This is a genomic window from Acidobacteriota bacterium, from assembly GCA_020349885.1.
GTDB lineage: Bacteria > Acidobacteriota.
This window is the reverse complement of record CP070701.1, coordinates 1,383,844-1,399,887: the sequence shown is the minus strand read 5'-3', so window position 1 is coordinate 1,399,887 and position 16,044 is coordinate 1,383,844. Positions and strand designations below refer to the sequence as shown.

Sequence of the window (16,044 nt, the reverse complement as noted above, 5' to 3'; positions counted from 1 at the left end):
GTGGCGCGTGGCGTTTTTTCGCATAGGCGTCTTCCAATTCGCTCCCGCCTTCGGCGAGGTCGATAAGAATCTCGCCCGCGTCGAGAAGGCGGTCGAGGCGTCCGAGCGCGCCGACCTCGTCGTTCTGCCGGAGCTCTTCGCGACGGGCTACCAGTTTGTCTCTCATGCCGAGGTAGGAAAACTCGCCGAGCCCGTGCCCGGGGGGCCGACGACGCAATTCCTTCTCCGCCTCGCAAAGGAACGCTGCTGCGTCGTCGTCGGGGGGCTTGCCGAGAAAGACGGCGAGGCCGTCTACAACGCCGCCGTCTCGGTGGGCTCAAATGGGGTGCTTGCGCTTTACCGGAAAATTCACCTGTTCGCAGAGGAAACCGTGTGGTTTCGCCCGGGAGATCGTCCCCTGCCCGTGTTCGAGGCCCGCGGGACGCGCGTGGGCATTATGGTCTGCTTCGACTGGCGGTTTCCCGAGGCGGCGCGGACGCTCACGCTACGGGGGACGGACATCCTGGCCCATCCCGCCAACCTTGTCCACCCGCACTGCCCCGACGCCATGGTCACCCGCTCGCTCGAGAACCGCGTATTCTCGGCCACGGCGAACCGCACGGGCGCCGAGGAGCGCGGCGGGAAGGAAAAAATTTCTTTCACGGGCCGGAGCCAGGTGGTCTCACCCGAGGGGGAGCGCCTCATTGCGATGGACGCCGAGGAGGAAAATTTCCGCGTCGTCGAGATTGACCCCGCTCTTGCGCGTGACAAGCACGTGACGCCCCAGAACGACATTCTGCGCGACCGCAGGCCGGAGTTCTACGAGCGGTAGGGGCGCGGTTTACGAATTGTCGGATGCGCCCGCTGGGTTGTGCGGCGCGCGGATAGTGCCGTGTCGCAGAAATTGCTGTGAATTAACGGTTGGATAGAACTCAACTGCCGTATTCTGCTACCATATCCTCGCCATGTCCTCCCCGGCCACCCCTTTCCGCTTCACCGAGCTCGGCGGCCTCGTCATGGAGGAGCCGCCGCCCGGCGCGAAGACGCTCGTCCTGCACATGTGCTGCGCGCCGGACAGCGCCTACATCTTCAAGGCGCTCAGGGCGGGCGCGCCGTGCGACATCGCGGGCTTTTTCTACGATCCGAACATCCACCCGAGGGAGGAGTACGACCTGCGCCTCGACGAGGCCTTGCGCGTGGGCGAGGCCCTCGGCGTGTCCGTTTACGAGGGCGAGTACGACGCATCGGAGTTTTTCCGGCGCACGAGGGGCCTGGAGAGAGAGCCCGAGGGCGGCGCGCGCTGCATCGTGTGCTTCGATATGCGCCTTGAGCGCACGGCGCGCTTCTGCCGGGAGCGTAAATTCGATGCCTTCGCCACGGTGCTCACCGTAAGCCCGCACAAGAATGCGGCGCTCATCAACCACATAGGCCGGGAGATGGCCGCGCGCTGCGGCGTTGTTTATGTCGCGTCGGACTTCAAGAAAAAGGACGGCTTCAAACGAAGCGTCGAGGAGGGTGAGGCGATGGGGCTCTACCGGCAGGAGCGCTGCGGGTGCGCCTACGGAAAACCGTCCGACGCGCATCCGGCGCTGCGGTAGTTCTGCGCGGAAAGGCACCGCGCCGCGGAGGGAGTAATGGAAGCGTCCGACTGAGCCGGCCTCGACCGGCTTTCGTCCCGCCGACAAGATCCGCTCCTTTCCTTCTTGCCTTTCTCCTCCGAAGGGTGCGGAAGGTGCTGAAGGTGCAGCAGGTACGGTAAGCGCGTTTGCCTTTCCGCACTTGAGTAACGGGCGGCTGGAACACGCCGGCCGCTTGACAAGGCCACATGAGGGAATTACGATGAGATGTTCTCAAGAAAACACGCAATTCCTCCTCGGAAACCAACCAAATGCGCGAAGATATCACCGTTGAACGGCTGGGTGACAGGAGCACGATCTTATCGTCGCTGCTCAACAACATCTTTGACGGCGTGTATGTTGTCGACAAGACTAAAACTATTGTTTTCTGGAACACGGGCGCGCGCGAGATCACCGGGTATTCCAATGACGAGGTCTTTGGCAGAAAATGCTCGGATAACATCTTGAACCATATCGACGACGAGGGCACCCTGCTCTGTATTCACGGGTGCCCTTTGGAGAGGACGCTCGCGACGGGCGAGCACGTCAAGGTGAAGATATATACTTTGCACAAATCGGGGAGGAGATTTCCGGTAAAGACGCACATATATCCCATAAGGAACCTCAAGAATGAGATAATCGCCGCGATAGAGGTGTTCAGGGACATCTCCCAGGAAGAGGAGCATCGTATTCTTCAGGAGAAGTTCAGCGGCATTATCAAGAAGTACGTTTCCACCACCACCTTTGAAGAAATAATGTCCAAGGTTCAGGTTGGAGCCGCGGACACCTCCCGCAAGGTTGATCTGACCATAATGTTCCTGGACGTAGTGGGCTTTACCAATTATTCCGAAAAATATTCTCCTGAGCGGGTCGTTAGTATGTTGAACGAGCTCTTCGAGGTATGCAGCGGCGTCATCAAGGACTGCCAGGGCGACATAGACAAGTTCATAGGCGACGCGGTGATGGCCATGTTCCTGGACGCGAACGACGCCGTCCGCGCAGCCTCGAAAATCCTGTTTCAGTACCTGCCCGAGCTTAACGAGAGACGGCTCCGGCAAAGCGAGGACGCGATAGGCGTCCGCGTCGGGATAAACAGCGGCCCCGTTATCCAGGGAGATATAGGAACCGCCGACAGGAAAGACCTGACCGTGATCGGGGACGTGGTCAACACCGCCTCCCGCATAGAGGCCAGGGCGGAGACCGGCTCGTTGTATATTTCCGAATCCACGTTTTCCCGCCTCAAGGATCCCTCTGAGTTCACCTCGGTGGGAGAGATTAAGTTGAAGGGCAAAGTGCAGGCGTTGAAGCTTTTTAAGCACCGCGGGAGGTAGCGGCAGCGTCCCGATGGAAAGGGGGGGGAAGGGGATGGCGTATCAATTGAGGGTAAGGGAAAAACCCAAAAAACGGGGCAAAAACCCTGAATAAGGTGGATTTTCGAACGAATCCACCCCTCTTTCCCGCTTCCGCAGCCTCAGTCCGCCGCCGACCCAAGCTTCACCGAAGGGTTCACGGAGGCACTTCGGCCCCTTGGTGCAATTGTTCCACGTGGAACAACGGGGCGGATGAGCCCGCCGCCACAGCCTGCGCAGCCGTGAATCCCCCCGGGTGGCCACGAGGACCGCGATCCGGTTCGGGAGTCGGGCAATTTCGGGTTGCGGAAGCAGGAGAGTGCGGTTTTTGTTGCAATTCCCCCCTTGATTTTTTTTCTGAAGGTGCTACAATAATTTTTAAGAAGCATCTAGAGCCTCCTTACCGCTGAGGCTAACGAGTTACGCTGACAGTAGGAGCTGTTTATAACAAGAAGCTCACATAGCCCGTTTGAAGCCGCTGTTCGGCAGTTCGACAACGTTGCGTTCCTTATCCTTAAAAGGGGATGGTTAGCAGGCGTGCGGATGGCTGTACGCCGACAGCGAAAGGCTATTAACCTGCACATACCCGAAACCGGAGGGAGTCGTCTGGTAGTGCGGAGAGCACGAGAGGTCCGCGATGGCGACAAGTACACTTGATACCTCTGGACAAGAGCAGATACCGGAGGGGATGGTGGAGGAGATTGTCAAAAAACACAGGGGAAGCCGCGGCAGCCTCATCGCCGTTCTCCAGGACATTCAATCGAAATACAACTATTTGCCCGCCGAGGCTCTGAAGGAACTTGCCGAGGAGACGGGCCGCTCTCTGGTCGACATCTACGGGGTCGCCACCTTTTACAAATCCTTCAGCCTGACCCCCAAAGGACGGCACATCCTATCCGTTTGCCTCGGCACGGCGTGCCATGTGAGGGGGGCCCCGGGAATTTCCGAGGAGTTCGAGCGTCAGCTAAAGGTCAAGGCCGGTCAAACTTCCTCGGACAACGAGTTCACGCTGGAAACCGTGAACTGTCTGGGCGCGTGCGCGCTCGGGCCTGTAGTGGTGGTAGATGGACATTATTTTTCCCACGTGAACAGAAGCCGGGTTTCTGAAATTATTGGGAAGGCGCGTGACGGACTTGACAAAGTCGAAATCGAGGGAGATGAACGAATCTTTCCAATCGATGTGAGTTGCCCGCGCTGTAATCGGAGCCTGATGGACCCGAGCCGCCCTGTTGATGGTTACCCTTCCATCAGAGTAACTGTTTCATTTGACACCAAGCATTTTTCATTAAGTTTCTCATCATTATACGGAAGTCATAATGTAGAAGGAAAGCATGAAATACCGGAAGGTGAAGTGCTGAATTTTTTCTGCCCCCACTGTCATACCGAACTGATTGGAACTGGGCCTTGCCCAGAATGCAATGTTAGTATGGTCCCTATGATTGTACGAAGTGGCGGTGTGGTGCAGATATGTCCCCGTAATGGCTGCAAAGGCCACTTGTTAGATTTGGGGTGATACTTCTGCTTGATCGTCAAGCTGAAAGATAGTCAGTTTTTCCCTTATAGAAAAGAGGAATACCTGGATGCGAAATATGGGTTCATTAGAAGAATTTCACGCATATCGAAGGGTTCTACTCGATAAATACAGCCCGGATAGACCCACTTTAATTCTTTGCGCTGGCACAGGTGGTCAGGCCAGCGGCTCAAACGATATCATGCGGGTCCTTAAGCGCCAAATACTCGAACGCAAGCTTCACGAAAAAATATCACTGCGAATTACCGGGTGTCTGGGATTTTGTGAAATGGACCCGTTCATTCTGGTTGAACCTGGAGGACAACTATATCCAAAATTGAAAACAGACGATGTTCCCAGGATCATTGATGCTGCTTTAAAAGGGGAAATCGTTGAGGGCCTGCTTTACAGGGAACCTGCCGATCAGAAACGCCACGATACTCAAGATCATATTCCTTTCTTCCGGAAGCAAACCCGTACCATCTTAGGAAAGAATCAGCAACTTGATCCAATCCGTATCCGAGATTACATCAAGGCGAATGGGTATGACGCCCTAGAAAAAGTATTAAACAACCCTGATCCCGAATGGATTATTAAAGAGGTTAAGCTTTCCGGTCTCAGGGGACGCGGTGGAGCAGGTTTTCCTACCGGTACGAAGTGGGAACTTGCCAGGCGTTCCGGCAAAGAAGGGATTCAGAAGTTTATCGTCTGTAACGCTGACGAGGGTGATCCCGGCGCATATATGGATCGAAGTCTCCTGGAAGGCAATCCGCATTCCATTATCGAAGGCATGCTTATTGCCGGGATTGCCATCGGTGCCTCTCGGGGTATCATCTATGTGCGTAGTGAATATCCCCTTGCGATTAAGCATGCGCTTATTGCGATTCTGCAGGCAAGGAAAATGGGGATTCTGGGTGATGGGATTTTGGGAACCGATATCAATTTCGATATTGAAATTGTCCAGGGGGCTGGAGCCTTCGTATGCGGGGAAGAGACTGCTCTCATGAAGTCCATTGAAGGGAAAATGGGCGAGCCGCGCCAAAGGCCGCCATTCCCCATACAGAAGGGCATTGACGGCAAACCTACGGTAATCAACAACGTCGAAACACTGGCCAATATTCCAGTCATCATAAGCAAAGGTGGCGAGGAATATGCAAAGGTCGGAGTCCCCGGAAATACCGGAACCAAGATTTTTTCCTTGGTGGGTAAAATCAATAACACTGGCTTGGTGGAAGTGCCAATGGGCACGACTCTCAGGGAAATGGTTTATGACATTGGCGGTGGTGCACCTGGCGGGAAAAAAATTAAAGCAGTCCAAACTGGAGGACCTTCGGGCGGCTGTATTCCTTCATCCATGTTTGATTTGTCCATCGACTATGACAGCTTGAGCAAAGTCGGATCCATCATGGGGTCCGGCGGCATGATCGTGATGGATGAGGACACCTGCATGGTGGATGTCGCCAAGTACTTCATGAAATTCCTGAAAGAAGAATCCTGCGGCAAGTGTTTTACCTGCCGCAAGGGCACGCAGCGGATGTACGAAATTCTCGATGACATATCCACAGGCCGAGGGACGCTGGAGCAACTCGACCTGCTCAAGGAGTTGGCGGAGGTCGTGAAGGATACCACGATGTGTGCCCTGGGCCAAACTGCTTCGAATCCAGTTCTGAGTGCTTTACGCTATTTCTACAACGAATATGAACAGCACATTGTGCACAAAAAATGCCCCGCCAAAGTTTGCTCCGAATTGGTGGGTGTGCGCTGCCAGTCATCTTGTCCCTTGGGCACTGAGGTCTGGCGCTATGTCGCCCATATCCAGAGAGGAGAATATGAGGATGCGTACAGGGTAATCCGTCGATCCAATCCCTTTCCTTCGGTATGCGCGCGCGTATGCCATCATCCTTGCGAAAGCACTTGCCAGGCAGGTGTGGGTGGACAGCAGCCTATTGCTATCCGGAGTCTAAAACGTTTCGTCACCGATAACGTCGATCCTTCAGTATTCAGACCAGAAATAAAGACAAAAAAAGGTATGCCCAGAGTTGCTGTAATCGGCGCAGGGCCCGCTGGTATCACGGCGGCTCATGATCTTTCTCTGCTGGGATATCAAGTGACACTCTTTGAGTCCGCTACTGAGTTGGGTGGCATGTTGCATTTAGGGATACCCTCTTACCGACTTCCCAGGGAAATGCTGCAAAAGGAAATCGATTCACTTCTTAACGAAAATATCACTGTAAAGTGTAATAGCACGCTGGGCCAAAATATAACCGTTGATGGTTTGATGAAAGAGGGTTTCAAGGCTTTATTTGTCGCCCTTGGCGCACACAAGAGTAAGAATCTCGGTATTGAAGGCGAAGATGTCGAGGGCGTGTACTCATCAATGGAATTCCTCAAGGGCTTTAATGTCGATAATAAACAACTGGCCAAAGGGCATGTGGGAGTAATTGGCGGTGGAAATTCTGCAATGGATGCGGCTCGCGTGGCCCTCCGCCAGGAAGGAGTAGAATCATTAACTATTTATTATCGCCGCACCCGAAATGAAATGCCTGCCATTGCAGATGAAATAGAAGGAGCCCTGGAAGAAGGCATCAAAATAGAAAGCTTGGTTTCACCGGTCAAGGTTCATACAGAAGCAGGCAAACTGACCGGAGTTGAATTCCTTAAAAATGAACTTGGCGAGGTCGATGCCAGCGGTCGGCGAAAGCCTGTGCCAGTGCCCGGTTCAGAATTCACAGTTTCACTGGACACATTGCTTGTCGCCATTAGTGAAGCACCAAATACAGAAGAACTCTCTTCGAACCTAAAAACGAGTTCATGGGGTTCCATAGATGCGGACGCAGAAACTCTAATGACCAATACGCCAGGTGTATTCGCGGGTGGTGATGTTGTTACAGGCCCCAATACAGTCGTTGACGCTATCGCTACCGGAAAGAAGGCCGCGGTGATGATTGATCGCTATCTGAATGGAGAAGACCTGCACCAGCCACTCCCGGCAAGTCGGCCAACATGTTACATAGAGCCAATCCCGCTCAGTGAAGAAGAGCTGGCCAAGGCAACCCGCGCAACGGAATCTGTGATTCCTATGGACAGGCGCCAACAAAGCTTTGATGAAGTAGAGAGAGGCTTGAGTGAAAAGGATGCCCTGCTGGAAGCCAAGCGGTGTTTGCGTTGCGATCTGAACTTTTTGCCTACTGAATCCATTCAAACTGAGAAAAAAGCAATTAAGGTAAAACAAGCGTGATTACTTTAACCATCAACGGGCTGCCCGTATCGGTCGAGGACGGGACTACTCTGCTCGAAGCAGCGAAATTCCTGGGCTTTCCTATACCGACCCTTTGCCACGATGACGGGCTTTCCCCCTACGGCGCCTGTAGGCTCTGCGTGGTGGAAATCGGGGAGGGCGCGGGGGCGAAGCTGGTCTCCTCCTGCACCTACCTGGCCGAGGAGGGGCTCAAGGTGCGGGCGGCGTCTTCCCGGGTGCTGCGGGCGCGGCGGATGGTCCTGGAGCTTCTGCTGGCCTCGTGCCCGCAGTCGAAAATCATCCAGGATCTGGCGTCCAAACACGGCGCCCAGAAACAACGCTTCCGGCAGGAGTACGAGGACTGCATTCTTTGCGGGCTGTGCGTGCGGATGTGTGCGGAGCAGATGATGGCCAGAGCCATTGGGTTCAGGGGCCGGGGCGAGAATCGCAGTATTGGAACGCCCTTCGACATCAAGTCGGAGGCCTGCAGGCTGTGTGGAGGCTGCATGTACGTGTGCCCGGCCTGTCAGCTCCGTTGCACGTACACGGAGCCCGAAAAGAGTATTTGCGGCGGCTGCATGAACCTCAGCCCGCCGTGCGAGGAAAAGACATGGTTCGATGACATGATGTGCTACATGGATCCCTGTGTGGCTTGCGAAATCAAGAAAGACACGTAAAGGAAATTGGAGAAACAAGTATGTCGCTTTCGAGAGTAAACACTTCTGCCGCAACGCTAACCAAGAACAGGACCGAAGGATCGATAACTCCCATCTCGGGAATGTGCGTCACATGCGTCGACGGCTGCATCGGCATGTGCGAGATAGGCAAGTCGGCCTACCGCGGGCACGAGGTGATTTACCCTCAGCCTTTCGGTGTGATCACGACCGCCGCGGAAAAGGTCTATCCCGTGGACTACTCCCACTTCAACATCATGGGCGGGGTGGTGGGCGCCGAGGGTATCGAGGCGGACAGCGACAAGGCCGTCTTTCCGGCCGTCGATCTGGAGGTGCGGTTCGGCCATGACGGCGGACTGAAGTTCCGCTATCCTTTGGTTATTCCCGGGATTGGATCCACGGACATCGCCAAAAACAACTGGGAGGGGCTGGCCATCGGCTCGGCGATTGCCGGTACCGGATTGACGATCGGCGAGAACGTGGCCGGCATGGACCCCAAGAGCGTGTTCAAGAACGGTAAGGTCGTGGACACGGTGGATCTGAAGCGCCGCATTAGGCTCTTTACGGACCACCAGCGGGACGGTTACGGGGCGATAATCGTACAGGCCAACGTGGAAGACACCCGCCTTAGTGTGCACGAGTATGCCATCAAGGAGCTGGGGGTCCAGTGCGTGGAGATGAAGTGGGGGCAGGGGGCCAAGAACATCGGGGGCGAGGTCAAGGTCCGCGACCTGAAGAAGGCGCAAATGCTCTACGAACGCGGCTACGTGGTTCTGCCGAACCCGACTGATCCCGATGTGATCCGGGCTTTCGAGCAGGGCAACTTCAAGGAGTTCGAGCGGCACTCGCGAGTCGGCATGGTCACGGAGGAGGCCTTCGCCAAACGGGCGGAGGAGCTTCGCAAGGCCGGCGCCAAGTACATCTTCCTCAAGACGGGCGCCTACCGGCCGGCCGCCCTGGCCCAAGCGGTTATGTTCGCCTCCAAGTACAAGATCGACCTGCTCACCGTTGACGGTGCGGGGGGCGGAACGGGCATGAGTCCGTGGAGAATGATGAACGAGTGGGGAGTGCCGACGGTGGAATTGCACTCGCTTCTTTATCAGTACGCAAAGCGGCTTGCAGACAATGGTCGGTATGTGCCGAGCATCGCCGTGGCCGGCGGGTTCGTCTTGGAGGACCAAATCTTCAAGGGCCTTGCCATGGGGGCGCCCTTTGTCAAGCTCGTCGGCATGGCTCGATCACCGATCGCCGCCACCATGGTGGGCAAGACCATCGGGCGGGCCATCGCGGAGCACCAGCTTCCGGTGTACGTCGAGCGTTTTGGAAGCACCCAGGATGACATTTTTGTGACCGCGAGTCATCTTCGTAACGAACTGGGCAACAAGGAGTACGAAACGCTGCCCACGGGCGCCATCGGCCTTTATACCTACTACGAGCGCTTGGCCCAAGGAATGCGCCAGCTTATGGCGGGCTGCCGCAAGTTCGCGCTCAAGTACTTGTCGCGGGACGACTTGGCCGCCCTTACCCGCGAGGCGTCCGACATCAGCGGCATCCCGTATGTGATGGACTTGGATAAGCAGGAAGTTGAGAAAATCCTGGGCCTCCGGAAGCGCGGAGCCGCTAAAAGCAAGAAAAAGAAATAGGGTTTAAGAATTTCCCCTAACCCTTTGTCGCGAAAGGGCTTTTTCTCGATTTAACTTACTCGTGCGAGCGAGAACAGGGGCCCCGTCGGTTACACACCCCGTTGCTTTTCCCTCCGAAGGTGCTACAATAACTTTTCGTGAATCGCCCGAAGCTTTCTTTCTGACGAGGCGGACAAGCCTAACTGACGGAAGGAGCCTTTTATGACCAAGAAAGCACTCAACCCGTTTGAAATCGCCGTTCAACAGTTCAACAACGCTGTCAAGCATTTGGACCTTCCTAAAGATTTGTGCAGGATTCTGAGAGCCCCGGCACTTCAGCTTGTCGTTTCCGTACCCACGCGGATGGACGACGGCACCTACAAGGTTTTTGAGGGCTACCGCGTTCAGCACAACGTGGCGCGCGGCCCGGCGAAGGGCGGCATACGCTATCACCCGGGCGTGACGCTCGACGAGGTGAAGGCCTTGGCCGCATGGATGACGTGGAAGTGCGCCGTCGTGAATCTTCCCTTCGGCGGCGGGAAGGGCGGCGTCGTCTGCAACACCAAGGAAATGTCCCAGGGCGAGATCGAGCGCATGACGCGCCGCTTTGCAAGCGAAATCAGCGTCATCATCGGCCCCGACCGCGACATTCCCGCCCCCGATATGTACACGAACCCGCAGACGATGGCGTGGATTATGGACACGTATTCCGTGGGACGGGGGGCGACGACGCTCGGGGTGGTGACGGGGAAGCCGCTTTCCGTGGGCGGCTCCGAGGGCCGGAGCGAGGCCACGGCGCGCGGCGGCGTCTATGCCATGCGCGAGGCGGCCAAGGTTTTGAAGATACCCTACAAGAAAGCAACAGCGGTCATCCAGGGCTACGGAAACGCCGGCGCCATCTGCCACAAACTCCTCGAGAAGGACGGCCTCAAGATTATCGCGGTGAGCGACTCGAAGGGCGGCATCCACAATCCCAAGGGCCTTTCCTATAAGGAAGTCATCAAGCACAAGGAGAAAACCGGCTCCGTCGTGGGCTTCCCCCATACCAGAAAGATTTCAAACGAAAAGCTCCTCTCGCTGGAGTGCGATTTTCTCGTTCCCGCCGCGCTCGAGGGCGCCATCACGCGCAACAACGCCGCCGATGTGAACGCCAAGGTTGTCGCGGAGCTTGCGAACGGGCCCACGACCCCAGAGGCTGACGACATTCTTCACAAGAACGGGGTTTTCCTCATCCCCGATATCTTTTGCAACGCGGGCGGCGTCACCGTAAGCTACTTCGAGTGGGTTCAGGACCTGCAGGCCTTCTTCTGGGACGAGGAGCGCGTCAACGCGGAGCTTCGCAACATCATGCGCCGCTCCTTCCACGACGTGTACGAAATCTCGAAGAAGTACAAGGTGCACATGCGCACGGCGGCCTACATCCTCGCTATCGGCCGCGTCGCCGAGGCGACAAAGACCCGGGGGATCTATCCATGACGAAGGGTGGTGAGCCCTCCCCGAGGGACCGTCTCATTGTCGCGCTGGACCCGCCCTACGGCGACGCCGGCTTTGAGTACGGCAGCGGAAAGCACTTCGAAGACGAACTATTCCAAGAGACGGCTTCCATCATCAGCGAGCTGGGAGACGCCGTCTCGTTCTACAAGGTAGGGCTTCGCCTTTTCCCCGTGTTCGGCCGGGTCGTCGAGTGCCTTCGAAAAAAAGGAAAGTACATCTTCCTTGACTTGAAGGCGCTGGACATTCCGGAGACCGTCGCGCAGGTCGCCACCGTAGCCGCACATCTGGACGTTGAGTTCATGACGATGAACCACGGAAGCGACCAGACCGTACGGGCGGCCAAGGAAGCCATCAGCAAATTGAAAAAATCCCGGCCCAAGATTCTTCTCGTCCCTTTCCTGACGAGCCTTAGCGAAGAGGATCTGAAAGAACTCTACCACGTGGACGTCACTGTGCAGGAGTTTGTTCTTCAGGTGTCTGAAAAGGCCAAGAAGGCCGGGTGTGACGGCATCGTGTGCTCGGGCCGGGAGGCCGGAGCCGTCAAGAAAAGACTGGGCGGAAGAGACGGCAAGGACATCGTTGTGGTCACGCCGGGGGTGAGACCCGAAATTACTCTCGTCCGAAACGACGACCAAAAGCGGGTCGTAACTCCCAGGAAGGCGATTCAAGAGGGAGCGGACTTCATCGTCGTCGGCAGGCCCGTTATCAGGGCCGGCGATAAAAAACGCCAAGTGGCCGAGGCCGTTGCAAAGGAGATAGAGGAGGGTTTGTCTGCGCGGCGCGCGGGGTAGGGTAGTTTGGCCGCCGTCCCTTTAAGCTTTTAAAAAACCGCTCCGCCTTTCTCCAAGGCGGGGCTCTGCTCCGTTCACCCCTCCCGCTCACGGGCGGGATGAAGCATTTTCCTTTATCCGCCCAAGGCAGGCAGCCCTCGATCGGAAATCGGTGTCAGGGAAGGGATCTATTGAAGTGGGTTTTTTACCTTGACAGGTACGCGCTAAGGTATTATAATAACAATGCACTAAACGACGTTGGATAAGTAAAATTTGGAGGTTTTACGCATGGCGGAGAAGACTGGAAAAATTATAGGAATCGACCTGGGCACCACGAACTCCGTGGTAAGCGTGATGGAGGGTGACAAGCCCACCGTCATCGCCAACCAGGAGGGCGCCCGCACCACTCCTTCGGTCGTCGCTTTCAGCGAGGACGGCGAGCGCCTCGCGGGGCAGATTGCCAAGCGCCAGGCCGTCACGAACCCGGAGAACACCATCTATTCCATCAAGCGCTTCATGGGGCGGCGTTTTTCCGAGGTCGCCGAGGAGATGAAGATCGTTCCCTACAAGGTCGTCGAGGAGAAAAACGGCGACGTGCGCGTCGAGGCGCGCGGCAAGAAGTATTCGCCGCCCGAGATCTCGGCCATGATTTTGAAAAAACTCAAGGAGGCGGCGGAGGAGTACCTCGGCGAGAAGGTCGTGCGCGCCGTCATCACCACGCCGGCTTACTTCAACGACTCCCAGCGCCAGGCCACGAAGGACGCGGGGCGCATCGCGGGCCTCGAGGTCGAGCGCATCGTGAACGAGCCCACGGCCGCCGCGCTCGCCTACGGCCTCGAGAAGAAGAAAGACGAGACCATCGCGGTCTACGACTTCGGGGGCGGCACGTTCGACATTTCCATCCTCGAGGTGGGCGAGGGCGTCACCGAGGTCAAGAGCACGAACGGCGACACGCACCTCGGGGGCGACAACATCGACCAGCGCGTCATAGACTGGCTCGTCGCGGAGTTCAAAAAGGATCAGGGCCTCGACCTTTCCAAGGACAAGATGGCGCTCCAGCGCCTCAAGGAAGCCGCCGAGAAGGCGAAGATCGAGCTTTCCACCGCCGGCGAGACGGACATCAATCTTCCGTTCGTAACGGCCGACGCCTCGGGGCCCAAGCACCTCAACATCAAGATGACGCGCTCGAAGCTCGAGCAGTTGTGCGAGGACCTTGTCGAGCGCTCCTTCGGCCCCTGCAAGCAGGCGCTCGAGGACGCCGGCCTGAAGCCGTCTGACATCGACGAGGTGGTACTCGTCGGGGGCCAGACGCGCATGCCGCTCATCCAGAACCGCGTCAAGGAATTCTTCGGAAAGGAGGCCCACAAGGGCGTCAACCCCGACGAGGTCGTCGCCGTGGGCGCGGCCCTCCAGGCGGGCGTCCTCGCCGGCGACGTCAAGGACATGCTGCTTCTGGACGTGACGCCCCTTTCGCTCGGCATCGAGACGCGCGGGGAAGTTATGACGAAGATCATTCCCAACAACACGACCATCCCGACGAAGCGGTCGGAGATTTTCACCACCGCGGCCGACAACCAGACGAGCGTCGAGGTGCACGTCCTTCAGGGCGAGCGCGAGATGGCGGGCGACAACCGCACCCTCGGGCGCTTCCATCTCGTGGGCATCCCTCCCGCCCCGCGCGGCATCCCGCAGATCGAGGTCGAGTTCGACATCGACGCGAACGGCATCGTCCACGTGACGGCGAAGGACAAGGCCACGGGAAAATCCCAGGACATCACCATCACGGCCTCGAGCGGGCTGACGGACGACGAGATTCAACGCATGGTGAAGGACGCCGAGTCCCATGCCGACGAAGACAAGAAGCACCGCCGCCTAGTGGACGCGCGTAACCAGTGCGAGAGCCTCGTCTACAACACCGAGAAAACGCTCAAGGAGCACGGAGAGAAGGTTTCCGACTCCGAGCGCAAGGCCATCGAGGACGCGCTCGCCGGCTGCCGCAAGGCGATGGAGGGCGAGGATGCCGACGCCATCGAGAAGTCCATGCAGGAGTTGATGGCGGCCTCGCACAAGCTCGCCGAGCAGATGTACGCCCAGGCGCGGGCGCAGGAAGGGCAGGCGCAGGCACAAGGAGAAAGCCCCTCCGGCGACGACGCCTCTTCCTCTGGCGACGAGAAGGGTGAAAAGAAGGGCGGCGAGGGCCCCGTCATCGACGCCGAGTACGAGGACGTGGACAAGGATAAGGGCAAGGACGCCTAGGGGTTATTCGCCCCCGCCCTCGCCCCCGCCCGCACGACGATCGTGCGCGCGGCCATGTCGCCGAGTCGCTGCCAGTTCTGTGTGAACGCGACGAGGAGAATGCCTATGAGAAAGTTAAAGAAACCGTCCACAAGCTTGAGGATGTTGCGCAGGAAGGCCCGCCCGAATCCGCACGGTTGGAGGTCGGTACCCACGACACGGATTCCCAGGGCCCGTTTTCCGGGCGTCGCGCCCCAGCGACCTTCGGTAAAACTGTAGACGAACAGCACGAGAACGGCCCAAGCGAGCATGCCTGCCATGGCGCCGAAGAAATAGAAAAAACCCTTGCCGGAAAGGAACGTCTCCATGTCGTAGAACATCGGGGCGAAGAGACCCAGGGGGGGCAGTCCAACGACGACGTAATCGAGGATTTGAGAAAGCGCCCGCCGCGTGAGCGAGGCGTAATTCGCCTCCCTTCCTTCATGGGAGTGGGTGGTTACTCGGTGCCTTCGCATGAGGGTCGAGAGGATCATGGCGAGTAGCAGGCTCAGGATCATCGTGCCCAGATAGGGCAGCGTGTAGAGGAGCAGCATGCTGCGGGGAAACGGAGAAAACTTTCCGATTCGTTGCTCGGAGGTGAACCGCTCTCCGTCCCACTCCTGCACGCGGAGAGATCCGGGGAACGATTGCGTAACGACTATAATGTTGCCACCGGCCTTTCTCTGAAACGCCGCCACATCTCTGGCAAACGAGGAGGTTGTTTTATTCTTTAGAAAAGGCGTCCATCGGTTTCCGTCGAACTCCACGCCGCGGAAGCCCTGAGCCCCGGAGCTGATCACGGCGGGCATCCCGTCCTTGACGAAGACGAACCACTCCGTCGGTTCGGACATGACGATGTCCCATTCGGAGAAATCCTCTCCGAGCGTCCGTGCATAAAGCGTGTCCCCGTCCTGTCGGAAGAGAAGAAGCGTTCCGTTCGTCTCCAGGGCTTGGAGATGCTGGCACCGACCGGTCGAGACATCGATCGGTAAAACGTTCTCCCACCGCCCGTCGCGCCATACCTTGAGGTGTTTTCCCTCGGGACGGCTCTCGATAACGGCGGGCTTTCCCTCGAAAAGAAAGGGTCGGCCGATGTCCCCGAGCGGATCCGCATCGTGCTGCTGGAGGATTTGTCCGTCGAACGTTGCGATGCGCTCCGAGGAAATCAGCCACAATCGGTCTGCGTCCGAAAGAAGCCGGGGCGACCATCCTTCAAACGGAAGGACCTCTTCGAGTCCCTCTTCGCCGATCCGCACCAAGCGGCTTGAGGCTTCGCTTCGGTCCTCGAAGGGAGAAGATTTCTCGACGGCGTGGACGCGGCCTCGAAACAGCGCGGCGCCGCCGAGCTCGATCTCCTTCATCGACATCCCCTTGATGATGAACGGCATGACCGCAAACATCGCAGCCATCGGGATGACGAGCTGGGCGATGAAGAACACGGCGCCCAGCGCCCCGGCCACGATGGAGAACGTTTTCTTGTCGCCCTCGGAAAGAAAGCCCGATATCGGTTCCACCATA

11 protein-coding genes are annotated in these 16,044 nt (G+C 57.5%); 10 read left to right on the top strand and 1 reads right to left on the bottom strand.

Annotated features, from left to right (window positions below; genetic code table 11):
* Window positions 1–7 precede the first annotated feature (7 nt).
* The 10 genes from JSV08_06100 to dnaK all read left to right on the top strand — a co-directional run bounded on the left by JSV08_06100 (window position 8) and on the right by dnaK (window position 14,508).
* Complete coding sequence (locus JSV08_06100; GenBank protein ID UCF80091.1) at window positions 8–811, top strand: acyltransferase; 804 nt, start codon at window positions 8–10, stop codon at window positions 809–811.
* A gap of 133 nt (window positions 812–944) precedes the next feature.
* On the top strand, window positions 945–1,577 hold the full coding sequence (locus tag JSV08_06095) for an epoxyqueuosine reductase QueH (protein UCF80090.1): 633 nt from the start codon (window positions 945–947) through the stop codon (window positions 1,575–1,577).
* A 290-nt stretch (window positions 1,578–1,867) separates the two neighbouring features.
* On the top strand, window positions 1,868–2,926 hold the full coding sequence (locus JSV08_06090) for a PAS domain S-box protein (GenBank protein ID UCF80089.1): 1,059 nt from the start codon (window positions 1,868–1,870) through the stop codon (window positions 2,924–2,926).
* Between the two features lie 655 nt (window positions 2,927–3,581).
* Window positions 3,582–4,457: an NAD(P)H-dependent oxidoreductase subunit E gene (locus JSV08_06085; GenBank protein UCF80088.1), complete on the top strand. Its 876-nt coding sequence runs from the start codon at window positions 3,582–3,584 to the stop codon at window positions 4,455–4,457.
* Window positions 4,458–4,533: 76 nt separating this feature from the next.
* A complete protein-coding gene (locus JSV08_06080) occupies window positions 4,534–7,692 on the top strand; it encodes an FAD-dependent oxidoreductase (GenBank protein ID UCF80087.1) in 3,159 nt (1,052 codons plus the stop codon).
* Complete coding sequence (locus JSV08_06075; GenBank protein ID UCF80086.1) at window positions 7,689–8,369, top strand: (2Fe-2S)-binding protein; 681 nt, start codon at window positions 7,689–7,691, stop codon at window positions 8,367–8,369. Before JSV08_06080 ends, JSV08_06075 begins: the two co-directional genes overlap by 4 nt.
* A 20-nt stretch (window positions 8,370–8,389) precedes the next feature.
* Entirely contained in the window at window positions 8,390–10,009 is a 1,620-nt protein-coding gene (locus JSV08_06070; protein UCF80085.1) for an FMN-binding glutamate synthase family protein, read from the top strand.
* Window positions 10,010–10,210: 201 nt separating this feature from the next.
* A complete protein-coding gene (locus tag JSV08_06065) occupies window positions 10,211–11,464 on the top strand; it encodes a Glu/Leu/Phe/Val dehydrogenase (GenBank protein ID UCF80084.1) in 1,254 nt (417 codons plus the stop codon).
* Window positions 11,461–12,273 (top strand): orotidine-5'-phosphate decarboxylase, encoded by an 813-nt coding sequence (pyrF, locus tag JSV08_06060; GenBank protein UCF80083.1) that lies wholly within the window; start codon window positions 11,461–11,463, stop codon window positions 12,271–12,273. Before JSV08_06065 ends, pyrF begins: the two co-directional genes overlap by 4 nt.
* Before the next feature lie 267 nt (window positions 12,274–12,540).
* Window positions 12,541–14,508 carry a molecular chaperone DnaK gene (gene dnaK, locus JSV08_06055; GenBank protein UCF80082.1) on the top strand — a complete coding sequence of 656 codons (1,968 nt, stop codon included), beginning with the start codon at window positions 12,541–12,543 and terminating at the stop codon, window positions 14,506–14,508.
* On the opposite strand, the gene JSV08_06050 is transcribed toward dnaK, so the two are convergent.
* Complete coding sequence (locus JSV08_06050; protein ID UCF80081.1) at window positions 14,505–16,043, bottom strand: RDD family protein; 1,539 nt, start codon at window positions 16,041–16,043, stop codon at window positions 14,505–14,507. The genes dnaK and JSV08_06050 overlap by 4 nt on opposite strands.
* Between the last annotated feature and the right edge of the window lies 1 nt (window position 16,044).